We start from the raw sequence: 23,861 nt of genomic DNA, 5'->3' as shown, positions 1-23,861 counted from the left end.
GAACTCCCCCTACATCGCCTGCTTGCGCACGGCCAGCGTCGCATCGGCCTTGCCGCCACCTTCCAGCTGCAGTTGCAGCGGCACGGCCTGGCCTTCGGTCAGCGCACCCTTGCCCTGCATCAGCATCAGGTGCATGCCGCCGGGCTTGAGTTCCACGCGCGCGCCAGGCGCCAGCGGCACGCGCTCGACCGCGCGCATGCGGCTGACGCCGGCCACGACCGTGGTCTCGTGCAACGACACATCGCCGAAGCGGGGGCTGCTGGCCCCGGTGACCGTGACCGGCTTGGCGCAGCCGTTGTGCAGCACGCCGTAGCCGGCGGTCATCGGCATCGCCGGATTCGGCGGCAGCCGCACCCAGCCCTGTTCGAGGGTGACGCAGGCCGGCTGCGCGGCCGACGCCGCGGTGGCGGCCGCGCACAGCACGAACAATACGCCAGCGAATGGTTTGGTTATCATCGCCGCGGTTCCTTCTTCGAAAGCAGACCGCAGCATGACGACGCTCATCGACGTGATCAACCACGGCCCCATCCGCGAACTGCGCCTGGCGCGGCCGCCGGTCAATGCGCTGGACACCGACCTGTGCCGGCAGCTGATCCAGGCCATCGAGCAGGCCGGCGCCGACGGCGCGCGCGGCCTGGTGCTGTCGGGCAACGAGCGGCTGTTCTCCGCCGGCATGGACGTGCCGCACCTGCTCAGTCACGGCGACGACCGCGCCAAGCTGCTCGCGAGCTGGCAGCAGTTCTTCGGCGCGGCGCGCGCGCTGGCCGCCAGCCCGATGCCGGTGGTGGCGGCGCTGACCGGCCACGCCCCGGCCGGCGGCTGCGTGCTGGCACTGTGCTGCGACTACCGGGTGATGGCGCGCAGCCCCGAGCCGGCGCGCCCGGTCACCATCGGGCTCAACGAGACCCAGGTCGGCCTGGTCGCGCCGGAAGGCATCCAGCGCCTGCTGCGGCGCGTGGTCGGTGCGCACCGCGCCGAGCGCCTGCTGGTCGGCGGCGACCTGGTCAGCGCCGAGCGCGCGCTGGAGATCGGCCTGGTCGACGAACTGGTCGACGCCGACCTGGTGGTGGCGCGCGCGCTGGCCTGGTTGCTGGACCTGCTGAAGCGGCCGCGGCAGCCGATGCTGCAGACCCGCGCCATCGCCCGCGCCGACCTGCGCGTGGCGCTGGCCGACGAGCACATCGGGCTGGAGCGGTTGATCGACGACTGGCAGGCGCCGGACACCCAGGCCGCGCTGCGCGCGCTGGCGGCGCGGCTCGGCAAGGGCTGAGCGCGGCGGCAGGCGGGCACGCACGGGCGGCCCGCTATAATCGGCGCACGTCCGTCGCCAGGCCCCGCCTCTTGTCCGCCAAGCCCGCCCCCGTCGTCTCCGAACTGATCGAGCTGCTGTCGCTGGAGCGGCTGGAGGACAACCTGTTCCGCGGCCAGAGCCGCGACATCGGCACCAAGTACGTGTTCGGCGGCCAGGTGCTGGGCCAGGCGCTGTCGGCCGCGCAGGCCACGGTGGAGAACGCGCGCCGCGTGCATTCCCTGCACGCCTACTTCCTGCGCGCCGGCGACATCGAACATCCCATCGTCTACGACGTGGACCGCACCCGCGACGGCGGCAGCTTCTCGGTGCGCCGGGTCACCGCGATCCAGCACGGCAAGGTGATCTTCTTCTGCGCGGCCTCGTTCCAGGAACAGGAGGACGGCGCCACCCACCAGCTGAAGATGCCGGAAGTGCCGCAGCCGGAAGACATCGAGCCGACTCCGGCGGCGCGCCCGGAAGTGCTGGCGACGCTGCCGACCAAGGTGCAGCGCTGGCTCTCGCGCGGCGGCCCGTTCGAGTTCCGCCACGTGTATCCGCGCGACGAACTGAATCCGCCCAAGCGCCCGCCGTTCCAGCAGATGTGGCTGCGCCTGAGCGAGCCGGTCGGCGATGCGCCGGAACTGCACCAGGCGCTGCTCGCCTACGCCTCGGACTTCCATCTGCTCGGCACCGCCACCTTCCCGCACGGCATCAGCTACTACACGCCGAACGTGCAGATGGCTTCGCTCGACCACGCACTGTGGTTCCACCGTCCGTTCCGCGCCGACGACTGGCTGCTGTACTCGCTGGACAGCCCCAGCGCGCAGGGCGCGCGCGGCCTGGCGCGCGGGCAGTTCTTCACCCGCGACGGGACCCTGGTGGCGAGCACCGCACAGGAAGGTCTGATCCGCGTGGTCCCTGACGCCGACGCCGCGGCGCAGGTTCCGGCAAAGCGCTGAGGACACGGACATGCGCCAGATCTTCAGCAGCCAACGCGTGGAAACCGCCGAAGGCGTGGCCGCCCTGCTGCGCGATGCCGGCATCGAGGTGCGGCTGAGCAATGGCCGCTCCTACCGGACCCGCCGCAGCGGCCAGTTCAGCTATCTGGATCCGGTGGCGGCGCAGGCGCAGCCCACGGTGTGGGTGGTGCATGCCAACGACCAGCCGCGCGCGCGCGAACTGCTGCGCGACGCCGGCCTGCTCGACAGTACCCGCCGCGACCCGGAACAAGGCCGCGCGCCCTATCTGAACGAGTTCCGCTCGCAGGTGGCGCCGGACGGTGGCAAGCGCTGGGCCTGGCGGATCCGCATCGCCCTGTTGCTGGCGATCGGTGCGGTGGCGCTGATCACCGTGCTGCGCCATCGCGACAACCGGGCGCCCACCGCCGCACCGGCGCAACCCGCCGCGACGCGGCCGGCCAGGCCGCCGGCACAGGACACCGGCAGCGACGAAGTGCGCGTGCGCGTGCAGCCGGCACCGCGCGGCAACTGAGCCGCGCCGAGCGCAAGGCGACGCCTGCGCGCTGTCGCCCATGCTGGTGACAGCCAGCCGATGATCGCCTCCGGTGCATGACGGCGCGACGCGAGACAGCAGGTTTCCTCCCACACAAAAAACGCCCCTGCGCGTGGGGCGCAGGGGCGCTGTCGATCGGCGCCTTGGTGCAGAGACGCCGCGGCCATCGCCGCGGCGGATGGCTCAGTTGCTGTCCGGAGCCGGCATCGGCGGCGGCGGTGCGTCGCCGCCGCGCGGGCCGTCCGGACGATGCGCCCAGCGCTTGGCCTGCGCCGCATCGAACTCGGCGCGGCTGAGCATGCCGTCCTTGTTGGTATCGGCGGCGGCGAACCAGGCATCGCGGTGCTGCTTGGCGCGCAGCTCGAAGTCGGCTCGGTCGATGTAGCCGTCCTTGTTCACGTCCATCTTGTCGAAGCGCGCGGCGAGCTTGGGATCGGCCTGCGCTTCGGCGCGACTGATGCGGCCGTCCTTGTTGGTGTCCAGCTTGGCCATCATCGCGCCGGGCACGCCGTGGTCGCCCGGGCCACCCGGGCCGCCACGGCCACCATGGCGGCCGTGACGCGGCCACTCGTCGCGGCTGAGCTTGCCGTCGTGGTTCTTGTCCAGCGCGTCGAAATGCTCGGCCAGGCGCGGATCGGCGGCGGCCTCGCTGCGGTCGATGACGCCGTCGCCGTTCTTGTCGAGCGCGGCGATGCCGCCGGCATCGGCGGGCGCGGCGGGATCGGCCGGCGGCGGAGTAACGGCGTAGGCGGCGCCGGACAGCACGGCCAGCACGGCCAGGGCAAGCAGCGGTTTGCGAGACTTCATGGGTCACTCCCTGAGGATGATGGGAACCTGCCGGGACGGCAGGCGTCCGGCGCCGCGGGCGGCCCCTGCATCGGGCCGGCGCCGTGGCGCCTTCCCTGCAGACAACGCCCCGTCGCCGCCACGGTTGACCGGCTGCCGGGCGTATTCATGGTGCGGACAGTCGCGGCCCCTGCGATGGCGAAGCGCTATGCTCGGCGCATGGCCATCCACTCCGACGCCAGCGACGACCTGCGGCTGTTCCAGACCGGCCAGCACGCGTGCGGCTACTGGCCCGAGCGGCAGGCGCGCGACCTGGTGCTGGACCCGCACGATCCGCGCCTGGGCGCGCTGTATCCGCTGGCGTTGAGCTGGGGCTTCCGCCGTTCCGGCGACCTGGTCTACCGCCCGCACTGCGACCACTGCCGCGCCTGCGTGGCGGTGCGCATCCCGATCGAGGACTTCGTGCCCGATCGCAGCCAGCGCCGCTGCCTGGCGCGCAATGCCGATATCGAGGTGCGCATCGTCGCCGCCGAGCGCAGCGAGGAACAACTGGCGCTGTATCAACGTTACCTGCGCCATCGCCATCCTGGCGGCGGCATGGACGATCACGGCGCACACGAGTTCGACCAGTTCCTGATCGGCCGCTGGTCGCATGGGCGCTTTCTGGAACTGCGGCAACGCCTGCCGGACGGCCGGCGTGGGCCGCTGCTGGCGGTGGCGGTCACCGACATCGCCGAACAGGCGCTGTCGGCGGTCTACACCTTCTACGACCCGGACGCCGGCGCACGCGGCCTGGGCACGCTGGCGATCCTGCAGCAGATCGCCTGGGCGCGACGCGAGGGCCTGCGCCACCTGTACCTGGGCTACTGGATCCGCGGCCACCAGAAGATGGACTACAAGCGCCGCTTCCGGCCGCTGCAGGCCTACGACGGCCGCCACTGGCGCGACTTCGACGATTACCTGCGCCAGCTCGGCAGCTAGCCGACGGCCGCTGGCGCGGCCCGGCCGGTATCGCCGCGGTGGTTGCGCCATCGTGCCGACATGCAGCGCATGCGAAACTGGGCGCATGACATCACGCCTCCTCCTGCTCGCCCTGACCCTGCTGTGCGGCGCCTGCGCGCACACCGCTCCCACTCCCTCCCCGATGACCGACGCTGCCGCGCCAGCCGCCACGACGCTGCGGCTGGCCACCTACAACACCTCGCTCAATGCCGACGAACCCGGCGCGCTGATCGCCGCCCTGCAGGGCGACAGCGCGCAGGCGCGCAAGATCGCCGCGGTGCTGCAGCAGGTGCGCCCTGACATCGTGCTGCTCAACGAGTTCGACTACGACGACGCGCACCGCGCTGCCGATCTGTTCGAGCAGCGCTACCTGGCGGTGCCGCAGCCGCACGGCGGTGCGGCGCTGCGCTATCCGTATCGCTACCTGGCGCCGGTCAACACCGGCGTGCCCAGCGGCCTTGACCTGGACAACGACGGCCATGTCGGCGGCGAAGGCCGCGCGCGCGGCAACGACGCGTGGGGCTACGGGCTGCATCCCGGCCAGTACGGCATGCTGCTGCTGTCCAAATACCCAATAGATACCGCGGCAGTGCGCAGCTTCCGCCTGTTCAAATGGAGCGCGATGCCCGGGGCACTGCGCCCGGTCGATCCGGCCACCGGCCGCTTCTTCTACAGCGACGCGGTGTGGGCGCAGCTGCGGCTGTCGTCGAAATCGCATTGGGACGTGCCGGTGCGCACCCCGCTGGGCGTGCTGCACGCGCTGGTGGCGCACCCGACCCCGCCGGTGTTCGACGGCGCGGAGAAGCGCAATGCGGCGCGCAATCACGACGAGCTGCGGTTGTGGCGCGAGTACCTGGACGACGCCGGCAGCGGCAAGGCGCGCTGGCTGTGCGACGACGCCGGGCGCTGCGGCGGGCTGGCCGCCGATGCGCAGTTCGTGATGCTCGGCGATCTCAACAACGACGTGATCGATGGCGAGGGCCGCCACGACGCGATTCGTGCACTGGTGACGCATCCGCGCGTGCTGCACTACCCCACTCCGCACAGCGCCGGCGGCGAGGAGACCACGCGCGCCTACGCGGCCAATGGCGTCGCGCACTGCGGCCCGCCGCAGCAGGTCACCGGTGATTTCGGGCCCAAGGCCGGCACCATGCGCCTGGACTACGTGCTGCCGTCGCGCAACTTCCGCTACCTGGACAGCGGCGTGTTCTGGCCGGCTTCCAGCGATCCCGCTGCCGCCATCGCCGACGGCAGCGACCACCATCTGGTCTGGGTCGACGTCGCCGCGGGACCGTAGGCGAAGGCGAGAGAACACCGCGCAGGTCGCAACGCGGCCCGCGCAGCCAGCATCGGCGGCCCCATGGGCCGCCGCGTCGTTTCTGGCAGACCATGGCCCACGTTGCCCGTGGACCGCCTGCCGCGCCAAGCACCGCGATCGGCCTTGATCCAGATCAAGGGCAAACCCGCGCCGACGCGGTCCAATGCCTCCCGCACCCGGTCGGGATGCGCAAGCGGAAGGCGAGCATGCGAACGCAACAGTTGCAACAGGCGCTGGAAGGCCTCAACGGCGCTACTGCCGACATCGAGGCCTCGGCGCTGATCTCCCTGGACGGGCTGATGATCGCCTCGGCGATGCCGCAGGGCATGGACGAGGACCGGGTCGGCGCGATGTCGGCGGCGCTGCTCGCGCTGGGCGAACGCAGCGCGCGCGAGCTGGCGCGCGGCACGCTGGAGCGGGTGCTGATCCAGGGCGAACTCGGCTACGTGATCATGAGCGCGGCCGGCCGCGAGGCGGTGCTCACCGTGCTGGCCAAGCCCAGCGCCAGGCTCGGCCTGGTGTTCCTGGACATCAAGCGCGCCGCGCAGGCGCTGCAGCAGATCCTGTAGGGCGCCGCCATGCCGCTGCCGCCGATGGATCCGCCGCACGAGCCGCACCGCAGCGCCGAGTTGCGCTATCACGATGGCAGCCGCCGCACCGTGTACTGGAGCGAGCGCGAGGTCGCTTACCCGGACGGACGCCTGATCGTCTCGCGCACCGACCTGGACGGCGTCATCACCCACGCCAACGACGCCTTCGTCGAACTCAGCGGCTGGCCGCGCGACCTGCTGATCGGCGCGTCGCACTGCATCCTGCGCCACCCGGAGATGCCGCGGCGCGCGTTTCGCGCGTTGTGGGACACCGTGCTGGCCGGCGAGAAATGGCACGGCTACGTCAAGAACCTGCGCCGCGACGGCGCCTGCTACTGGGTCTACGCCACCGCCTTGCCGAACGTGCGCGACGGCCGCGTGGTCGGCTTCACCTCGGTGCGGCGCAAGCCCTCGCGGCGGCGCATCGAGGCGCTGCAGCCGCTGTACGCGCAATGGCTGCAGGACGAACAGGCGGAGGCGCCGGCATGAGCTGCACGTTCCTGGTCGCGCCGGACTTCGCGCCCGAATACTTCGGCGGCTGGTACCTGCTCAGCACGGTGCTGCAACGCCGCGCCGGCATCGGCCTGCGCCTGCTGATGCCGGCCGATGCCGCCGAACAGCGGCAGTTGCTGGACGACAGCGTCGTCGACCTGGTGTACGCCAGCCCGTTCGACGCCAGCGCCCTGATCCGCGACCGCGGCTACCTGCCGCTGGTGCGGCCGCGCGGCCGCGCCGACGAGGTGGTGATCGCGACCGCGGCCGAGGCGCCGGCGCGTTGCGTGGAAGACCTGCCCTACGGCTGCCGCATCGCGCTGACCGCCAACCACGACGTGCGCCTGATCGGCCTGCGCCTGCTGGAACCGGCCGACCTGGAGCCGGAACGCATCGCCTGGCGCCCGGCCAGCAGCTACGCCGCCGTGGCGCGGTTGCTGCTGGAGGGCGAAGCCGACGCCGGCCTGTTCCTGGCCACCGCCTACCACGGCCTGTCGCAGCTGACCCGTGCACGACTGCGCCCGCTGGTGGAAAGCGCGCTGTGCGACATCGGCCACGTGCTGTTGGCGCATCCGCGGCTGGGCCCGCAACTGCCGGTGCTGCGCGATGCCCTGCTCGCGCTGGGCGATGCCGCGCACCGCGACGACCAGGCGGTGCTGGACGCGCTGGGCCTGGAGCAGGGCTTCGAGGCGATGGCCACGGAGGACGCCGAATTCATGATCGACCTGATCGACACCCTGCTGGACTGAGGCGCCCATGGCCACCACTCCCGCTCGCGATCCCGCACGCCTGGTGATGCGCACCCATGCCCGTGCGTTGCTGCGCGACCCGCGCGACGCCGCCGCGCACCTGGCGCGGCTGCATGCGGCGCTGCAGTTGCACGACAACGAACCGACCCAGGGCGTGCTCGCCGACCTGTTCGTGGCGCTGCCACGCCACGACATCGCCTTGCGCCAGTTGGCGCTGCAGATGGCCGCGCCGCATCTGCCGCCGCACGTGGCCGAGGCCTTCCAGCGCCACAGCCAGGGCCACGCGCTGCTGCCGATCAACGCCCTGGCCACGCGCTGGAGCGTGCTGGCGCGGCCGTCGGCCGACGTGCCGGCGCGGGTGCGCCGGGCCAGCCCGGATCATTCGCGGCGGATGGTGCGCGAAGTGGTGGACGCGCTGTGCGATGGCGCGCCGATCGCCGCGGCGCGCTGCGAGCGCGAGTTCCTAGACTACTGCATCAGTTGCCAGGACAAGCTCGCCTTCATGCTTGCCACCCGCGAACTGCGCCGCCACGCGCTGGCCCTGGGAGACCGCTGGGACCGCACCGCACGCTGGCTGCAGCAGCGTGAGCCGCTGGGCGGCCGCAGCGTCGACGCCCTGTCCTTTTCCAGCGCGAGTGCGCCGCTATGACGACCCACGAACCGACCGGCTCCGAACCGACCTGGCTGATGCCGACCCCGCATGGCGTACTGCACGGCTTTGCCAGCGCCACGCCCGACCGCATGCAGCGCGCGCTGCAATTGCTGCTCGGTGCGCACGGTGCGTTGTCGCTGCAGGAATGGCGCCAGCGCGTGGGCGGCGACGCGCAGCGGCTGCTGCAGGACGCGCGCGAACAGCAATGGGTGCAGTTGCTGCGGCGCGCGGTACCGGGGCCGGAAATCCGCCTGGACGATTTCGCCCAGCACGTGATCGCCCCGCTGTCGGCCGAACGCCGCGCGGTGCTGGCCTCCGACAGCGGCTTCTGCCTGGGCCATGCCGGCCTGGACCAGGAACAGGCCGAGACGCTGAGCGTGGCCGCCGCCGACTTCTCCGGCTTCGCCCAGCGCCAGAGCGCGCGCGGCTGGCATGGCGCGCACCGCTACGTGGCGTTCTACAGCGAGCCGCAGTTGCTGCTGCCGGACTGGTCGTTCGTGCCGTTCTGGGTCGACGGCGCCGGCTATTGGCTGGTGCTGGGCGGCGAGGCCCTGCTCAACAATCTGGCGATGGTGGAACTGGTGTGGAGCATCCGCCTGGCGGCGGCACGGTTTGCGCCGCCGGCCTGAGGGGCCGGGAATGGGAAATGGGAAAGCGGGTCCCCTTTGGCCCCGCTTTCCGAGCGCTCGAAGCTTTATGCGTCTAGGTCGATGGTGAGGGCGGCGGCGGCGTCGCGGGCGGTTTGCCGCGCTTCGTCGATGCTCGCGCCGCGGGCCAGGGTCACGCCGACGCGGCGGTGGCCGTGCACGCTGGGCTTGCCGAACAGGCGCAGGGCGGTGTCCGGGGCCTGCAGCGCGGCGTCGACGTTGCCGAAGCGCGGCACGCCTTCGCCGTGCGCCAACAGCGCGCACGAGGCCGACGGGCCGTTCTGGCGGATCGACGGAATCGGCAGGCCGAGGATCGCGCGCGCATGCAGGGCGAACTCGCTCAGTTCCTGCGACACCAGGGTGACCAGGCCGGTGTCGTGCGGCCGCGGCGACACTTCGCTGAACCAGACCTCGTCGCCCTTGACGAACAGCTCCACGCCGAACAGCCCCCAGCCGCCGAGATCGTCGGTGACCGCGCGGGCGATGTCCTGCGCGCGCTGCAGCGCCAGCGCCGACATCGGCTGCGGCTGCCAGCTCTCGCGGTAGTCGCCGTCCTTCTGCCAGTGCCCGATCGGATCGCAGAACGCGGTGCCGCCGGCGTGGCGCACGGTCAGCAGGGTGATTTCGTACTCGAAGTCGATGAAGCCTTCGACGATGCAGCGGCCGGCGCCGGCGCGGCCACCGGTCTGCGCGTATTCCCAGGCCGCATCGATGTCGGCGGCGCTGCGCAGCGTGCTCTGGCCCTTGCCGGAGGACGACATCACCGGCTTGACCACGCACGGCAGGCCGACCGCGGCGATCGCCTCGCGGTACTGCTCGGGCGTGTCCACGAAGCGGTACGGCGAGGTCGGCAGGCCCAGGGTCTCGGCGGCCAGGCGGCGGATGCCTTCGCGGTCCATGGTCAGCCGCGCCGCGCGCGCGGTCGGAATCACCCGCTGGCCGAGGTCGCGCTCCAGCGCCACCAGCGTTTCGGTGTGGATCGCCTCGATCTCCGGCACGATCAGGTGCGGCCGCTCGCGCGCGATCAGTTCGCGCAGTGCCATCGCATCGAGCATGTCGACCACGTGGCTGCGGTGTGCGACCTGCATCGCCGGTGCATCGGCATAACGGTCCACCGCGATCACCTCCACGCCGAAGCGCTGCAGTTCGATCGCCACTTCCTTGCCGAGTTCGCCGGAGCCGAGCAGCAGCACGCGGGTGGCGGAAGCGGACAGCGGGGTTCCCAGAGTGACCATGACGGTGGCGCCTGCGCGAAGAGGGGGACCGTATTCTAACGGGCCGGCGCCCCACGCCGGCACAGGGCCGGCTACGCCATCGCGTGCGCGCAGCGAGGTGCTATCTTCTGCGGCGTCACTGGGGATGTCTCGCCATGCACGCACGCAGCGTCGGAAATCGCCTCGGCACGCCCTGCCGCACCACCGGGGAGCGCCCATGCACTCGTTGATGCCGGCCGAAGCCTACATCGACGAGGCCTGGTTCGCGCGCGAACGCGAGCTCCTGATGAAGCCGCTGTGGCAGTTCGTGGCCCCGCGCATGCTGCTGGACAAGCCCAATGCCTTCGTCCGCCGCTCGGTGTGCGGGGTGGACGTGGTGGTGCAGAACATCGACGGCGAACTGCGCGCCTTCGACAACCTGTGCCTGCACCGGCAGAACCCGCTGCAACAGCAACCGCAGGGCGTGCGCCCGCTGGTTTGCAGCTACCACGGCTGGCGCTACGGCGCCGACGGCAGCGTGGACAACATCCCCTTCCAGGACGATGCCTACCGCCTGGCACCGGAGGCGCGCGCCTGCCTGCGGCTGCGCCGCTTCGCGGTGGCCTGCATCGGCAAGCTGGTGTTCGTGAACCTGTCGCCCGCGCCGATGCCGCTGGAAAGGCAGTTCTCGCTGGAGGCGCTGGAGATGCTGCGCGCCGCCTCCGAGCAGTTCGACGACGAAGTGCTGGTGGCGACCTTCGAGGCCGACTTCAACTGGAAGCTGGCCTACGAGAACCTGCGCGATGCGCTGCACCCGCGCTTCGTGCATGCGCGCACGCTGGCGCAGCAGGTCAAGTTCCAGGTGCAGATGGACGATGCCGGCATCGCCGAGGCGCGCCGCTACCACGCCGAGGGCAGCGCCTCGCGCGAGGCGCATCTGGCGCGCCTGCGCACGTTCAGCAGCGGCGGGCTCAACGAGCCGTTGGTGGCGATGGCGCACTACCCCTGGCACGCGCACGTCGAACGCTTCGGCAACGACGACTGGTATCTGAACTGGCTGCTGTACCCGAACCTGCACATCGCCTCGGGCTCGGGTGGCTATTCCTTCATCATCGAGCACCATCAGCCGGTGTCGGCGCAGCGCACCGACCTGCTGGTGTACTACGTCACCGCGCGCAAGAAGCAGCGCTACCCGGGTTCCGACGCGGTGCTGCTCGGGCACCTGCATGGCGCCGAGAAGGTGCTGCGCGAGGACATCGAGATCATGGAACAGGTGCAGTCGGGATTGCGCGCCGGCGCCCCGCGCGCCGTGCTGGGCGACTACGAGCACGCCAACATGCAGATCGAACGCTGGTACATGGACGTCATGGAGGGCCGCCATGTCCTCTGACAAATACGTGGTCGGCAGCGGTGCGCTGCTACGCTGGGCGCTGGCGGCCTGGGCCGAGGCGGCGCCGGACTGCGTACTGCATCCGCTGGACGTAGCGCAGGGCAAGGACTACCGCTTCGACCTCGATGCCCTGCACGCACTGGCCGACACCGGCGCCACCGCCTTCGTCGCCTGGGGCCCGCAGTTCCTCAACTTCCGCCGCCAGGAACTGATGGGCGAACTGAAGGCACGCGGCTTCAAGATGCCGCCGCTGATCTGCCGCGGCGCGCAGGTGGCGGCCAGCGCGCGCGTCGGCGAGAACTGCGCGATCGGCGCCGGCGCCATCGTCGATGCGCACTGCGACATCGGTTTCAACGCCTGGATCGGCGCGGCGGCGGTGCTGGAATCGGCGGTCAAGGTCGGCGCCTCGGCGTGGATCGAGGCCGGCGCGACGCTCGGCGCCGACGCGCAGATCGGTGCACAGGCCACGCTCGGCCGACAGGTGGACATCGGCCCCGGCGTGCGCATCGGCAAACGCTGCCAGATCGAGATCCCAGGCCGCTACCGCAGCGACATCGCCACCGGCACCCATCACCTCAGCGGTTTCCGCTCGCCGGTGTTGATCCTCGGCGGGTGAGTGGTCGCCGCTTGCGGCGACGGGATTGGGGAGTCGGGATTGGGGATTGGCTGAAAAGCCGGGATTCGGGAGTCGGGACTGGGGATTTGTAAGAGCGGGTCAATGACGGCCTGACATCGTGCCGACTGCCCGCTGCCAGCCGGGGACATTGCCCTCCACCTTCCATTCGACGACTTCGGCCAGGCAGCGATCGGCTTGCTATCGCAGCGACTTTCCACTGTGAAACAACCAAATCAGGGATTCGCGCAAGCGAACCCCTTTGTCCGTCCGCGTTCCTAGCTTCTACCGCTCCCGAATCCCGAATCCCGACTCCCGACTCCCGAATCCCGGCTTTTCAGCCAATCCCGAATCCCGATTCCCCAATCCCGGCCCTCTTGCAAACTGATATCAATTTGATATCGTTTAGTCCAACCACCCAAGGACGTCCACCATGAAAGAGCAGCCCCGTTCCTCCCTGCCCGGCATTCCGATGATCGTGGGCCTGGTCCTGGTGTTCGTGGCCGGCGCCGGTGCGATCATCGCCACCGGCGTGCTGCAGCCGTCGGCGATGCCATGGACCCTGCTGGTCGCGATCCCGGTGCTGACCGTCGCGTTGTTCCTGGTGGTCGGCCTGTACGCGCTGGAACCGAACCAGGCCGCGGTGCTGAGCCTGTTCGGTCGCTACGTGGGCACGGTCAAGGACCCGGGCCTGCGCTGGAACAACCCCTTCTTCAGCAAGCGCAAGGTCAGCCAGCGCGTGCGCAACTTCGAGAGCGGCCGGCTCAAGGTCAACGAACTGGACGGCAGCCCGATCGAGATCGCCGCGGTGATCGTGTGGCAGGTGATGGATGCCTCCGAAGCGGTCTACAACGTCGACGACTACGAGAGCTTCGTGCACATCCAGTCCGAGGCGGCGCTGCGCGCGATGGCCACCAGCTATCCCTACGACCAGCACGAGGACGGGCAGATTTCGCTGCGCAGCCACCCCAACGAGATCAGCGAACAGCTCAAGCGCCACCTCGACGAACGCCTGACCCAGGCCGGCGTGGACGTGATCGAGGCGCGCATCAGCCACCTCGCCTACGCCCCGGAAATCGCACAGGCGATGCTGCAGCGGCAGCAGGCCAACGCGGTGATCGCCGCGCGCACCCGCATCGTCGCCGGCGCGGTGGGCATGGTCGAGATGGCCCTGGCCGAACTGCAGAAGAACGGCGTGGTCGAGCTGGACGAGGAGCGCAAAGCGCACATGGTCAGCAATCTGCTGACCGTGCTGTGCTCGGACCGCGGCACCCAGCCGATCGTCAACGCCGGCTCGCTGTACTGAGGTGTCAATGTCCATGCACGCCGCCATCGCGCCGCTGGCGCTCGCCCTCTCCGGCCTGCCGGCCCTGGTCATCGCCGCCTGGGTCGGCGGCAAGGGCGACGACCGCGCGCGCGGGCTGGGCCTGCGCTGGGCGCTGATCGGCCTGGCGATCCTGCTCGGCGCGGCGGCGCTGTACTGGACCGGCGGCCAGCGCGCCGGCGTCTACGCGGTGGCGATCGCACTGCTGCTGACGGTGAACGCGCTGATCGTGTCGATGCTGCTGCACCTGCGCCGCAGCGACGCCGCGCGGCGGGAGCGGTCATGAGCGAGAAGAAGGCCTATCCGCTGCGCATCAACGCCGACGTGCTGGCGGCGGCGCAGCGCTGGGCCGACGACGAACTGCGCAGCCTCAACGCGCAGATCGAATACGTGTTGCGCGACGCGCTGCGCAAGGCAGGGCGGCTGCCCAAGCCGCGTGACGACAAGGAACCGGAAACATGAGCAAGCGCTGGGAATACCTCACCGTCGAGGCCAAGACCAATCTGATGCTGGGGCTGAAACTGGACGAACTGCAGGCCGACCTGAACAAGCACGGCAAGCTCGGCTGGGAACTGGTCAACGTCGTCGCACTGCCGGGCACCAAACCGCTGCTGATGTTCAAGCGGGAGGTCTGACATGCGCCGGCATCGGGTTCTTGCGCCTGCACCGGTGGCGCTGCTTGGCCCGCTCACGGCGCTGGGCGCGGCGCCGCAACAGACCGCCAGGGGGCTACTGGATCGCCTGCAGGCCGGCGACCTCACAGCGGACAGCGGTGCGCCCGGACCGGCCGAGTACGCCACGCCCGGCCACGTCGACCCGGCCCTGATCGCCGATGTCGCGACCTGGGTGCAGGCCCTGCCCGCCAGCCATGGAGCCGCACCATGAGCCGGCTGCGCTCTGCGCGGCCCTCCCCGGCGCGGCAGTATCCGGTGGCGCCGGCGCATCGACTGGGCCTGGCCTTGTGGCTGTGGCTGCCGCTACTGGTCGTGGCCGCGGTGGTCGGTGGCTTCGCGTTGCACGCCGCACGGCCCGGCGCGCTGTGGTGGCATTTCGGACTGCTGGCGTTGATCGGCGTGGCCGGCACCGCCACCTTCGCGCGGCAGCGCGTGCTGCTGCACGACGGCTTGCTGGACGTGCGCGCGACCTTCCTGACCAAGCGCTTGCCGCTGGCTGCGCTGCGCCTGAGGGACGCGCGCGTGGTCGCGCTGTCCGAGCACACCGGCTTCAAGCCGGCCTTGAAGCTGCTCGGCTTCGGCTATCCCGGCTTCCATGCCGGCCACTACCGCACCCGCGACGGGCACAAGGCGTTCTGTCTGATCACCAGCGACCGCGTCCTGGCTGTTCCGCTGCACGAGGGCGGCTGGCTGCTGCTCAGCGTCGAACACCCCAGGCAGGTGCTGCAGGAATGGCAGACGCTGGCGGGGCAGGTACACGGTGGCGAAGTCACGCGCGGCACGGCGCGCCGCATGGCCTGAGTCCGACGCACCTCGCCGCGTCGGCCGCTGCTGCGACCGGCCGCGCAGGGCACGACATGCTGCGCGGTGCGGCAAGGCCTCGCCGTGCGACGCGCCCGATCCGTAGAGCACACCGCGTTGGGCGTTCTGGCGTATGCGAAGCGATATATGCTGGAACACCAGCCATGCGCGTCTTCGTCGCCAGCCGCGCGCGGCGCGACGACGGCGACGACAACATCGCCCGCCACATGACGCCTTGAGGATCGGTCCGATGGACGACGCAGCGCCCCGCGAGATTCGCACCACCGCACCGGCGCTGCCGCCGACGTTGTCGGCGCGGCTGCACGGGCTGCACTGGCACCGCAATCTGGTCGGCGAAGCCGGCGCCCAGGTCTACCGGCTCGGCGGTGCCGGCACCCCGGATCTGTACCTCAAGCGCGGCACCGGCACCTCGCACGACGATGTGGTGGACGAGTTCGCACGGCTGCACTGGTTGCGCGGAACACGCGGCGTGCCGCGCGTACTGCATTTCGAGGCCGACGCTGCCGGCGCCTGGCTGCTCAGCGAAGCGCTGCCGGGCAAGACCGCCTACCAATGGCTGCAGGAGGCGCCGGCGCAGGCCGAGCGCATCGTGCAGGCGCTGGCCGAGTTCCTGCGCCACTTCCACGCCACGCCGATCGACACCTGCCCGTTCGACGCCAGCCACCCACGGCGCCTGGCCGCGGCGCAGCGCCGGCTGCAGGCGGGCCTGGTCGACACCGAGGATTTTGACGCCACGCGTGCCGGCTGGTCGGCGGACATGGCCTGGCAGGCGATGACCGCGCTGCTGCCGCTGGCCAGCGAACGCGTACTGAGCCACGGCGATTATTCGCTGGACAACATCCTGCTCGACACGCCGGACCACGTCGTCGGCGTGATCGATCTCGGCCGCGCCGGGGTCGCCGATCCGTACCAGGACCTGGCGATCCTGGCCAACTGCCTGGACGAATTCGGCCCGGCGCTCGCCGACCACTTCTTCGCCGCGTACGGCATCGCCACGCCGGACATCACGCGGCTGCAGTTCCATCAGTTGCTCGACGAGTTCTTCTGAGCCGCGCCTGCCCCTGTCGTGCGCGGCGCGGCGGGATCGCCCGGCGACTGGCCGCCCGCGGTGCTTGGCTCTACTCTGTGCCGATGCGCACCGTTCCCCGTCTGCTGCTCAACACCGAGACCATCGAACTGCTGCCGGCTGCGCGGCTGCGCGCCCGCAGCAACGCCGACGCGCGCCAGCTCGCGCAGGCGACTTGGCTCCTGCGGCGCAAGCACGACGGGCGCTACCTGGCGAGCGCGAACGCACACGGGATGCACGCACTGGTCCCGCGACTGATGCACGAACCCGGCATCGACGCGGCGCTGGATCGGCTCGACGCCCTGCCCGCACGCGGCGCGCTACGAGATGCCGAGGCCTGGTTGCCGCTGCACGCGCTGCAGGCCCAACTGGACCAATTGGGCTTGTCCGCCGACGCCTACGCGCAGCGCACCGGCCTGCCGCTGCAGCCGGAACCGGCCACCCTGCACGCGGCCGGCGCCGACCGCTACCGCCGCCCGCTGTGGCTGAGCGCGGGCGCCGCACGCGCCTGGCACGCGCTGCGCCATGCCGCCGCGCGCGATGGCGTGGTGCTGGAGGCGATCTCGGGCTATCGCAGCCACGCGTATCAACTCGGCATCTTCGCCCGCAAGTTCGCCCGCGGGCAGACCCTGGAGCAGATCCTTGCGGTCAATGCCGCGCCGGGCTTCAGCGAGCACCACAGCGGGCACGCCCTGGACATCGGCACACCCGGCGAGCCGCCGGCCGAGGAAAGCTTCGAGCGCACGCCGGCCTTCGCCTGGCTGCTCCGGCATGCCGCTGCCTTCGGCTACCGGATGAGCTATCCGCGCGACAACCCGCATGGCATCGTCTACGAACCCTGGCACTGGTGCTGGCAGGAGGCCGCTCGCACATGATCCGTTCCCACACGCGCCGGCCGCGCGCCGGCACCGCCACTTGGCGGGCACTGACCCTCCTGGTCCTGGCCCTGCCCACCTGCGCCGCCGCGCAATGGCACGACCGGCAGGGCTCGGCCCTGCCCGACAGCGCCGAGCGCGGCCACGACAAGGCCTTCGCCGCCGCGCTGCAGATCGCCGACGACGCCGACTTCGCCACGTTCGCGCAGGAGTGGGGCCAGACCGACGCCGCGCATGCGCCCAATCTGCGCACGATCGCGCGCGTGAAGCGCGGCCAGTTGCTGCGCGTGGCGCTGCTGTACTCCGGCTGCGCGCCCAGTCCCAACAACGGCGGCGCCTGCGATGCGCAGATGAGCCTGCGCATGCTCGGCCCCGATGGCAGCACCACCCTGCAGGATCCGATGCGCCCGCTGGGCATGGGTGGCGCACCGGCCGCCGCTGGACTGCTGGAATTGGCGCCGCTGTCGGTGCAACTGCGCTTCGAGGACAGCGACCCGCTCGGCACCTACACCGTGCAGGTCACGGTCAACGATCCCAGCCAGGACGCGTGGGTGCGGTTGCAGACGCAGGTGGAACTGGTCGGGGACCGCTGAGCGCGGCGCGTGGCACACCCCAGCGCGGGCGATCGCCCACGCAGGCCACGCATCGCGCGGTAAAGTTTTGGCATCGCAAGCCGTTGTCGAGGGATCGCCCGACGCAAACGGAAGCTGCATTCGTGCCCGAGAATCCCTACGCCGCGCCGCATGCGCAGAGCGCACAGACCGCGGCGGTCCTGGCCGAAGCGCCCGATACCATCCTGCGCAAGATCGCCGCCGGCTGGATCGTCGCCAGCTTGATGGCCTTGATCAACCTTGCGCTGGGCGTGCGCGCCTTCCTCGGCGACGATGTCTTCGAGGGCATCGCCTATGGCCTCGGCACGCTGCTGGTCGCCGGACTCGCCTATGGCACTTACCGCAAGAGCCGCATCGCCGCGTGCCTGCAACTGGCGGTCTACGTCCTCATCCGCATCGGCTATCTGCTGGGGGGCAGCATCAATGGCCTGGGCATCGCCGTGCTGATCGCGCTGGCCTATCTGAGCGCAGCGCGGGGCACCTTCCAATACCACCGCTGGCTACAACAGGAACGACGCTTCCCATCGTCGCAACGGCCAAGGCTGAGCGACGACCCGCTGTTCCGCACGCCCGCGATCCCGCCATCCCCGCCATCCACAAGCGCCGAATCGAACAACGCGGCCACGACCGCCAGCGCGCCTGCAGCGCCGACACCCTGAGTCCCCCACCGCGGCGGCCGAATCGAGCCGAACCGCTCCAGTTGCGCAACTGCAAGTCTCAAATACGTCGTTGCGCACTTACCCTGCGCCTGACTTGCCTCATCCGGCGCCGACGTGAATCCGGCTCAGCGCCGCAACGCATCCACCGCCAACAGCAACCAGCCCAGCATCAGTGTGGTGCCGCCGATCGGCGCCAGCCGGGTTGGCCACTGTGCCAGCGCGTTGCCGGCCAGGCTGCCGGAGAACAGCACGGTCCCCAGCAGCAACAGGCACAGCGCCAGGCGCCCGAGCAGGCGCTCGCTGCGGCGACCCAGCGCCGCCAGCGCCACGCCGTGGCCGAAGGCGTACAGCGCGGCGGTCTGCAGGTGCGATTGCGCCAGGGGCTCGGCCACGCCGTGCGAGGCATAGGCCGACAGGCCGATGGACACGGCCGCCAGCAGCGCACCGGCGCTGCACAGCCAGAACGGCCCGCGCGCACGGCGATCGAATGTCAGCATGAGGGTTTCCTCCGGGAGCGCGGCAGCGTTTGCCGGCCCCATAAACAGAACGCGCCGCAAGATGCGGCGCGTTCCGGTTCACTCGTCCACCAGGGCAGGACTTACTTGATCGCCCAGTAGATGTCGTAGGTGCCTTCCGGCGAGAACGACTTGTCCACGCCGCCCTTCCAGGCTTCGTACGGACGGTCGGTCACGTCGTAGCCGCTGGTCGCGGCCCAGGCACGCAGCGCATTGCGCGCCGCATCCAGGCCGGCCATGTGGCCGGTGTAGCTGGCGAAGGCGGAGCGGTGCGCTTCGGTGCGCACGTAGGTCACCGGGGCGCCCTGCGGGATGGTCACCTTCAGCGGCTCGCCGGAGGCGGCAACCGGGGTGGCATCGACCGGCGCGGCGGCCGCATCGTCCTTCTTGTCGTCCTTCTTCTCATCCTTCTTGGCGTCGTCCTTCGGCGCGCCACCGGCACGCTTGCGCACCGGCTGGGCGACGTCGAACGCGTACTTGTCGGCGCCGAAGTCGGTGGTGACGATGCGCACCGGACCGGCCGCTTCCAGGCCGTTGGCGTCCATCACCCGCTTGATCCACTCCTGGTTGTCCTTGATGGACTTCTTGATGGAGTCGTTGTCGCGGTCGATGTTGCCGGCGTTGACCACCAGCAGGTCCTCGGCCGGCACGTCGACGACCTTCAGGTCCTTCAGCGGGGTGTCGTCGGAGCGGTAGTCCACGTTCGGCACGGTGGCCAGCACGTTGCTCAGGCGCGACAGGCCCAGCTTGATGTCGTCGCCGACGTGGCGGCTGACATACAGACCGGCGTAGCGACCCAGCAGGTCCCAACCGTACTTGACGGTGTAGTCCTGGGTGATCTTCACGTTGCGGCCGTTCTTGCCGGTCGGCTCCAGCTTGAAGCTGGTGGTCTTGTCCTTGCCCTTGGTCTCGTCCTCGATGGCGATGACCACGTCCTTGTTCTTCTCGGTCGAGGTGATGGTCCAGCTACCCTTGCCGATGTAGCCCTCCTTGGAGCTGTAGTCCAGGCGCGCGCCGACGCCGGATTCCGGGCCGGAGAGCTTCAGCTCGATGCGCGGGTCGCGCAGCACCAGAGGGTTCCAGTCCTTGAACCGACGCAGGCTGTTGACCGTGTCATAGACGATGGTCATGCGCCGATTGGTCTCGACGCTTTCGGACATGTGACGCTCCGAGGGCAGCACCACGCCGACGATGACGAACAGGCCAGCCACGATCCCCAGGGCGATCAGGAACTCGATAATACGGGTCATTCAGGAGGTCTCCGGGGCCGATCCCACGGCCGGGTTGATGAAGCGAAGCGCCCATCCTAGCAGGCTTCGCTGTCCGTGGTCAGCACATCACGGAATGCCGCTTCGCCCCGCCCCACAACGGCCTCGGGCGGTGCCGGCAACGGCCATGCGCACGGCGCCTGAGGCGACCAGACCATTGTCCTGGCAGCGACACCGGACAGGCCTGCGCGCCCGATCCGCGATCGCATCGAAACGAGCAATGGCGGCGCCATCGGGCGGATCGACATGCCTGGAGTCTGCCCGACCCGGGCCAGACCACTTCCCGGCGGGAGACAGGCGTGCCACCTCTGTGCCGGCATCCAGTGCATGGCCTCCGGTCGTAAAGAACCCGCCCGGCCTGCGCGAGACCGACCTCGGCGGGCCATCCTCCTGTCGCGTTCAGACCACCTGCGGCGCAGGGCCGGGCCGTCCCGCCGGCGCTCGCCCGGCCGAGCCGTGCTCTCCCGCCCCGTCAGACCAGTTGCAGCTCGAACGCCTTCAGCACCGCCCGGGTGCGGTCGCGCACGCCGAGCTTGGACAGGATGTTGGAGACGTGGTTCTTGATCGTGCCCTCGGCCACGCCCAGCGAATTGGCGATCTCCTTGTTGGAGAAGCCGCTGGCCATCAGCCGCAGGATCTCGGTCTCGCGGTCGGTCAGCGGGTCGGGCCGGTCCAGGCTGACGAAATCGTTGCGCATGTGCTCCAGGCCCGACAGCAGGCGCTGGGTCACCGCCGGCTGCACCAGCGAGCCGCCGGCGGCCACGGTGCGGATCGCACCGACCAGTTGCTCCAGCGACACGTCCTTGAGCAGATAGCCCTTGGCTCCGGCCTTGAGCCCGGCCAGGACCAACTGGTCGTCGTCGAAGGTGGTCAGGATGATGGTCGGCGGCAGCGCGGCGGCGCGCGACAGCACCTGCAGCGCCTCCAGCCCGGACATCGACGGCATGCGCATGTCCATCAGCACCACGTCGGGCAGCACCTGCGGAATCAGTTCCACCGCCTGGCGGCCGTCGCTGGCCTCGGCCACCACCTCGATGCCGCCGTCCAGCGCCAGCAGCGAGCGGATGCCCTGCCGCACCAGGGTTTGATCGTCGACCAGACACACACGGATCATCACAGCACTCCTTGGGAAACGGCGGGTGGCAGCAGGGTGGCGGCGCCGGGAACGGCGGCCCGCAGGCGGAAGCCCGCACCGGGCGCGGCCGCCACGTCCAGGCTGCCGCCGTACTGGCTCAGGCGCTCGCGCATGCCGCGCAGGCCGTTGCCGGGGGCCAGCGTCTCGCAACCGCGGCCGTCGTCGCGCGCCTGGATCACCACCTGTGGGCCGTCACGGCGCACCTCGATCCACAGATTGTCGGCCTGGGCGTGGCGCACCGCGTTGGTGATGATTTCCTGGGTGCAGCGCAACAACACGTGCGCGCGCTCGGGATCCTCCACGGTCAGCGGCTCCTCCACCTGCAGGTGGATCTGCAGCGACGGCACCCGCTCGGCCAGCGGCCGCAGCGCCGCCGCCAGGTCGATCGCGCCGCTGTCGCGCAACTGGCTCACCGCCTCGCGCACATCGGTCAGCAGCAGCTTGGCCAGGGTATGCGCCTGCTGCACATGTTCCTGCGCACGGCCCTCGGTGATATGGCCGGCCACTTCCAGGTTCAGGCTCAGCGCGGTCAGGTGGTGGCCGAGCAGGTCGTGCAGTTCGCGCGAGATCCGCGTGCGCTCGTTGACCCGGGCGCTCTCGGCCAGCAGCGCGCGGGTGGCGCGCAACTCGGCGTTGAGCTGGCGCTGCTCCTCGCGCGCCTGGGTCTGCTGGCGCGCGACCAGGCTGGTGACGAAGATGAACATGGAGAAGCCGCCATACAGCAGCGACTGCATCAGCGCCTCGAACGGCGGGAAGCCGATGGTCAGGTACACCGGCAGCACCGCCAGCTGGCTCAGCAGCAGCCAGGCCACGCCAGCGCGCACCGGCAGCAGCCAGGGGATCACCCCCGCCGCCACCATCATCAGGATGCTACCCAGCCCGGAGCGGTGCAGGTAGCCGACCGCCAGCGCGCAGATGGTCAGCAGCACCAGCATGCCGCGGTCGTACCAGCGCACGCCGTCGCCGCTGTGCAGGCGCCGGGTCAGCAGGAAATAGACCACGCCGAAGCCCAGGTAGCTGGTCAGCAGCAGCCACACCTCGCCGCTGGGCATCCGTCCCGATTCCTCGACCGGCTCCCAGTACAGGTACAGCAACGGCATGCAGATGACGGCCCAGGTGAACAGGCCGGCATAGCGCAGGACGCGGGTATGGCTGAGATATCCCAACATGCAGCCATCTTAGGATGAACGGCGCGCATTGCACTCCCACGGAAGTCATGCCGGCGCGGCTCGCCGCCCCGGGTCGCGCGTGCGATAATCCGCCCCTGCGGTCCGCACGGGGCCGCGCGCGCATCAGCAATGGAGTCTCAATGTCGATCGTCATCCGCGACGTGCGCGAGCACGAGCTCGATTCGGTCCTGGCCCTGAACAACAACGCCGGACTGGCGATCCTGCCGCTGGATTCGGCCAAGCTGCACCGCTTCTACGAAACCGCAGAGTACTTCCGCGTCGCCGAGCGCGACGGCAACCTGGCCGGCTTCCTGGTCGGCTTCGGCAGCGACAGCGACCACGACAGCAGCAATTTCGCCTGGTTCCGCGAGCGCTACCCGCAGTTTTTCTATATCGACCGCATCGTGGTGGCCAGCCGCCGCCGCGGCGGCGGCGTCGGCCGGGCGTTCTACGCCGACGTGCAGAGCTACGCCGAGTTGCGCTACCCGCAACTGGCGTGCGAGGTTTTTCTGGATCACGGCGCCGATGCGGCGCTGCTGTTCCATGGCAGCTTCGGCTTCCGCGAAGTGGGCCAGAACACGATGAACGAAGTGGAGGTGCGTGCGAGCATGCTGTTGAAGGACCTGTGCAGTTACGCCTGGGTGCGCGAAACCTACGGCGACACCCTGCCCGACCTGCCCTGGGCCGGCCACGCCCATCGTCTGCAGCGGGCGCAGCGCCCGACCGGGACCTGAGCGTGTCGTCGGTGAATCTGGACTTCGAGCAGGCCGGCGAACTGAAGATCGGCCAGGTCGGCATCGCCAACCTGCGCGTGCGCACGCTGGACGTGGCGCGGCTGAGCCAGGAGATGCGCGAGCGCGTGCAGCGCGCGCCCAAGCTGTTCGGTCGTGCCGCGGTGATCATCGATTTCGGCGGCCTGGCGCAGACCCCGGACGTGGCCACCGCGCAGGCGCTGCTGGACGGGCTGCGCGACGCCGGCGTGCTGCCGGTGGCGCTGGCCTACGGCACCCGCGAGATCGAGGAGCTGTCGGTGGCGCTGGGCCTGCCGCTGCTGGCCAAGTTCCGCGCGCAGTACGAGCGCTTCGATGGCGGCGCGCCCGCCGCCGCGCCGGCACCGGTCTCGCCGCCGCCCCCGCCTCCGCCGCCGCCCGCTCCGGCGGCGCGGCCGCAACCCGGGCGCATGCAGAAGAACGCGGTGCGCTCCGGGCAGCAGCTGTACGCGGAGAACTGCGACCTGACCGTGATGGCCACCGTCGGCGCCGGCGCCGAGGTGATCTCCGACGGCAGCATCCACATCTACGGCACCTTGCGCGGTCGCGCGCTGGCCGGCGCCCAGGGCAACACCGAGGCGCGGATCTTCTGCCGCGATTTCCACGCCGAACTGGTCGCCATTGCCGGCCACTACAAGGTGCTGGACGATATTCCCAAGGAACTGCGTGGCAAGGCCGTCCAGGTCTGGCTGGAGCAGGACCAGATCATGATCGCCGCGCAAGACTGACGCGGCCCAA

Annotated in this window: 31 protein-coding genes; 24 read left to right on the top strand and 7 right to left on the bottom strand. The window is 70.4% G+C overall.

Annotated elements, in window-relative coordinates:
* Window positions 1–9: 9 nt before the first annotated feature.
* Window positions 10–456, bottom strand: coding sequence for a copper chaperone PCu(A)C (locus AC1PK7_RS05470; RefSeq protein WP_481100111.1), 447 nt, complete (start codon window positions 454–456; stop codon window positions 10–12).
* A 34-nt stretch (window positions 457–490) separates the two neighbouring features.
* Here AC1PK7_RS05470 and AC1PK7_RS05465 point away from each other — a divergent pair, with 34 nt between their 5' ends.
* The 3 genes from AC1PK7_RS05465 to AC1PK7_RS05455 all read left to right on the top strand — a co-directional run bounded on the left by AC1PK7_RS05465 (window position 491) and on the right by AC1PK7_RS05455 (window position 2,782).
* The gene (locus AC1PK7_RS05465; RefSeq protein WP_420009160.1) at window positions 491–1,270 is read left to right on the top strand and encodes an enoyl-CoA hydratase/isomerase family protein; all 780 of its coding nucleotides are present in this window, start codon (window positions 491–493) and stop codon (window positions 1,268–1,270) included.
* Between the two features lie 71 nt (window positions 1,271–1,341).
* Window positions 1,342–2,250: an acyl-CoA thioesterase II gene (gene tesB, locus AC1PK7_RS05460; protein WP_010341175.1), complete on the top strand. Its 909-nt coding sequence runs from the start codon at window positions 1,342–1,344 to the stop codon at window positions 2,248–2,250.
* Between the two features lie 10 nt (window positions 2,251–2,260).
* Window positions 2,261–2,782, top strand: a complete 522-nt coding sequence (locus AC1PK7_RS05455; protein ID WP_481100110.1) for a putative signal transducing protein — start codon at window positions 2,261–2,263, stop codon at window positions 2,780–2,782.
* 204 nt (window positions 2,783–2,986) lie between these two features.
* Here AC1PK7_RS05455 and AC1PK7_RS05450 read toward each other — a convergent pair whose 3' ends face one another.
* Entirely contained in the window at window positions 2,987–3,610 is a 624-nt protein-coding gene (locus AC1PK7_RS05450; protein WP_481100109.1) for an EF-hand domain-containing protein, read from the bottom strand.
* A 132-nt stretch (window positions 3,611–3,742) separates the two neighbouring features.
* Here AC1PK7_RS05450 and AC1PK7_RS05445 point away from each other — a divergent pair, with 132 nt between their 5' ends.
* From AC1PK7_RS05445 to AC1PK7_RS05415, 7 genes are all read left to right on the top strand, one after another.
* Window positions 3,743–4,570: an arginyltransferase gene (locus AC1PK7_RS05445; protein ID WP_481100840.1), complete on the top strand. Its 828-nt coding sequence runs from the start codon at window positions 3,743–3,745 to the stop codon at window positions 4,568–4,570.
* An 85-nt stretch (window positions 4,571–4,655) separates the two neighbouring features.
* Entirely contained in the window at window positions 4,656–5,888 is a 1,233-nt protein-coding gene (locus tag AC1PK7_RS05440) for an endonuclease/exonuclease/phosphatase family protein (protein ID WP_481100108.1), read from the top strand.
* A 227-nt stretch (window positions 5,889–6,115) separates the two neighbouring features.
* The gene (locus tag AC1PK7_RS05435; RefSeq protein WP_010341183.1) at window positions 6,116–6,478 is read left to right on the top strand and encodes a roadblock/LC7 domain-containing protein; all 363 of its coding nucleotides are present in this window, start codon (window positions 6,116–6,118) and stop codon (window positions 6,476–6,478) included.
* Between the two features lie 9 nt (window positions 6,479–6,487).
* Window positions 6,488–6,988 carry a PAS domain-containing protein gene (locus AC1PK7_RS05430; protein WP_481100107.1) on the top strand — a complete coding sequence of 167 codons (501 nt, stop codon included), beginning with the start codon at window positions 6,488–6,490 and terminating at the stop codon, window positions 6,986–6,988.
* A complete protein-coding gene (locus AC1PK7_RS05425; RefSeq protein WP_481100106.1) occupies window positions 6,985–7,740 on the top strand; it encodes a PhnD/SsuA/transferrin family substrate-binding protein in 756 nt (251 codons plus the stop codon). Before AC1PK7_RS05430 ends, AC1PK7_RS05425 begins: the two co-directional genes overlap by 4 nt.
* A 7-nt stretch (window positions 7,741–7,747) precedes the next feature.
* Window positions 7,748–8,389 carry a hypothetical protein gene (locus AC1PK7_RS05420; protein ID WP_481100105.1) on the top strand — a complete coding sequence of 214 codons (642 nt, stop codon included), beginning with the start codon at window positions 7,748–7,750 and terminating at the stop codon, window positions 8,387–8,389.
* On the top strand, window positions 8,386–9,021 hold the full coding sequence (locus AC1PK7_RS05415) for a hypothetical protein (RefSeq protein ID WP_481100104.1): 636 nt from the start codon (window positions 8,386–8,388) through the stop codon (window positions 9,019–9,021). Before AC1PK7_RS05420 ends, AC1PK7_RS05415 begins: the two co-directional genes overlap by 4 nt.
* 65 nt (window positions 9,022–9,086) lie before the next feature.
* Here the strand turns inward: AC1PK7_RS05415 and purT are convergent, their stop codons facing one another.
* Entirely contained in the window at window positions 9,087–10,274 is a 1,188-nt protein-coding gene (gene purT / locus AC1PK7_RS05410; protein ID WP_481100103.1) for a formate-dependent phosphoribosylglycinamide formyltransferase, read from the bottom strand.
* Window positions 10,275–10,470: 196 nt separating this feature from the next.
* Here purT and AC1PK7_RS05405 point away from each other — a divergent pair, with 196 nt between their 5' ends.
* The 12 genes from AC1PK7_RS05405 to AC1PK7_RS05350 all read left to right on the top strand — a co-directional run bounded on the left by AC1PK7_RS05405 (window position 10,471) and on the right by AC1PK7_RS05350 (window position 18,266).
* On the top strand, window positions 10,471–11,622 hold the full coding sequence (locus AC1PK7_RS05405) for an aromatic ring-hydroxylating oxygenase subunit alpha (protein WP_481100102.1): 1,152 nt from the start codon (window positions 10,471–10,473) through the stop codon (window positions 11,620–11,622).
* Window positions 11,612–12,238: a DapH/DapD/GlmU-related protein gene (locus AC1PK7_RS05400; RefSeq protein ID WP_481100101.1), complete on the top strand. Its 627-nt coding sequence runs from the start codon at window positions 11,612–11,614 to the stop codon at window positions 12,236–12,238. The genes AC1PK7_RS05405 and AC1PK7_RS05400 overlap by 11 nt, the downstream gene beginning before the upstream one ends.
* Window positions 12,239–12,668: 430 nt before the next feature.
* On the top strand, window positions 12,669–13,541 hold the full coding sequence (locus tag AC1PK7_RS05395; protein ID WP_026143690.1) for an SPFH domain-containing protein: 873 nt from the start codon (window positions 12,669–12,671) through the stop codon (window positions 13,539–13,541).
* A 13-nt stretch (window positions 13,542–13,554) separates the two neighbouring features.
* Window positions 13,555–13,845 (top strand): hypothetical protein, encoded by a 291-nt coding sequence (locus AC1PK7_RS05390; protein ID WP_148828828.1) that lies wholly within the window; start codon window positions 13,555–13,557, stop codon window positions 13,843–13,845.
* Window positions 13,842–14,021, top strand: a complete 180-nt coding sequence (locus AC1PK7_RS05385) for a hypothetical protein (protein ID WP_019801412.1) — start codon at window positions 13,842–13,844, stop codon at window positions 14,019–14,021. The genes AC1PK7_RS05390 and AC1PK7_RS05385 overlap by 4 nt, the downstream gene beginning before the upstream one ends.
* Window positions 14,018–14,194, top strand: a complete 177-nt coding sequence (locus AC1PK7_RS05380) for a DUF4177 domain-containing protein (protein ID WP_010341194.1) — start codon at window positions 14,018–14,020, stop codon at window positions 14,192–14,194. Before AC1PK7_RS05385 ends, AC1PK7_RS05380 begins: the two co-directional genes overlap by 4 nt.
* Before the next feature lies 1 nt (window position 14,195).
* A complete protein-coding gene (locus AC1PK7_RS05375; RefSeq protein WP_481100100.1) occupies window positions 14,196–14,444 on the top strand; it encodes a hypothetical protein in 249 nt (82 codons plus the stop codon).
* Window positions 14,441–15,034 (top strand): hypothetical protein, encoded by a 594-nt coding sequence (locus AC1PK7_RS05370; protein WP_481100099.1) that lies wholly within the window; start codon window positions 14,441–14,443, stop codon window positions 15,032–15,034. Before AC1PK7_RS05375 ends, AC1PK7_RS05370 begins: the two co-directional genes overlap by 4 nt.
* 250 nt (window positions 15,035–15,284) lie before the next feature.
* Window positions 15,285–16,103 carry an APH(3') family aminoglycoside O-phosphotransferase gene (locus AC1PK7_RS05365; protein WP_481100098.1) on the top strand — a complete coding sequence of 273 codons (819 nt, stop codon included), beginning with the start codon at window positions 15,285–15,287 and terminating at the stop codon, window positions 16,101–16,103.
* A gap of 83 nt (window positions 16,104–16,186) precedes the next feature.
* The gene (locus AC1PK7_RS05360) at window positions 16,187–16,996 is read left to right on the top strand and encodes a M15 family metallopeptidase (protein WP_481100097.1); all 810 of its coding nucleotides are present in this window, start codon (window positions 16,187–16,189) and stop codon (window positions 16,994–16,996) included.
* The gene (locus AC1PK7_RS05355) at window positions 16,993–17,589 is read left to right on the top strand and encodes a hypothetical protein (protein ID WP_481100096.1); all 597 of its coding nucleotides are present in this window, start codon (window positions 16,993–16,995) and stop codon (window positions 17,587–17,589) included. The genes AC1PK7_RS05360 and AC1PK7_RS05355 overlap by 4 nt, the downstream gene beginning before the upstream one ends.
* A 122-nt stretch (window positions 17,590–17,711) precedes the next feature.
* On the top strand, window positions 17,712–18,266 hold the full coding sequence (locus AC1PK7_RS05350) for a hypothetical protein (RefSeq protein ID WP_481100095.1): 555 nt from the start codon (window positions 17,712–17,714) through the stop codon (window positions 18,264–18,266).
* Window positions 18,267–18,391: 125 nt separating this feature from the next.
* On the opposite strand, the gene AC1PK7_RS05345 is transcribed toward AC1PK7_RS05350, so the two are convergent.
* The 4 genes from AC1PK7_RS05345 to AC1PK7_RS05330 all read right to left on the bottom strand — a co-directional run bounded on the left by AC1PK7_RS05345 (window position 18,392) and on the right by AC1PK7_RS05330 (window position 22,353).
* A complete protein-coding gene (locus tag AC1PK7_RS05345) occupies window positions 18,392–18,763 on the bottom strand; it encodes a DUF423 domain-containing protein (RefSeq protein WP_481100094.1) in 372 nt (123 codons plus the stop codon).
* A gap of 101 nt (window positions 18,764–18,864) precedes the next feature.
* Window positions 18,865–20,031, bottom strand: coding sequence for a polyketide cyclase (locus tag AC1PK7_RS05340; RefSeq protein ID WP_481100093.1), 1,167 nt, complete (start codon window positions 20,029–20,031; stop codon window positions 18,865–18,867).
* A gap of 490 nt (window positions 20,032–20,521) precedes the next feature.
* Window positions 20,522–21,163 (bottom strand): response regulator, encoded by a 642-nt coding sequence (locus AC1PK7_RS05335; protein WP_010341202.1) that lies wholly within the window; start codon window positions 21,161–21,163, stop codon window positions 20,522–20,524.
* The gene (locus AC1PK7_RS05330) at window positions 21,163–22,353 is read right to left on the bottom strand and encodes a sensor histidine kinase (RefSeq protein ID WP_041500026.1); all 1,191 of its coding nucleotides are present in this window, start codon (window positions 22,351–22,353) and stop codon (window positions 21,163–21,165) included. The genes AC1PK7_RS05335 and AC1PK7_RS05330 overlap by 1 nt, the downstream gene beginning before the upstream one ends.
* A gap of 140 nt (window positions 22,354–22,493) precedes the next feature.
* Between AC1PK7_RS05330 and AC1PK7_RS05325 the strand changes: the two genes are divergently transcribed.
* Window positions 22,494–23,087, top strand: a complete 594-nt coding sequence (locus AC1PK7_RS05325) for a GNAT family N-acetyltransferase (protein ID WP_010341204.1) — start codon at window positions 22,494–22,496, stop codon at window positions 23,085–23,087.
* A gap of 2 nt (window positions 23,088–23,089) precedes the next feature.
* Window positions 23,090–23,851, top strand: coding sequence for a septum site-determining protein MinC (gene minC / locus AC1PK7_RS05320; RefSeq protein ID WP_209245820.1), 762 nt, complete (start codon window positions 23,090–23,092; stop codon window positions 23,849–23,851).
* Window positions 23,852–23,861: the final 10 nt, after the last annotated feature.

This window comes from Xanthomonas sp. NCPPB 3174, from assembly GCF_056725205.1.
This window is presented reverse-complemented; position numbering and strand designations above follow the sequence as displayed.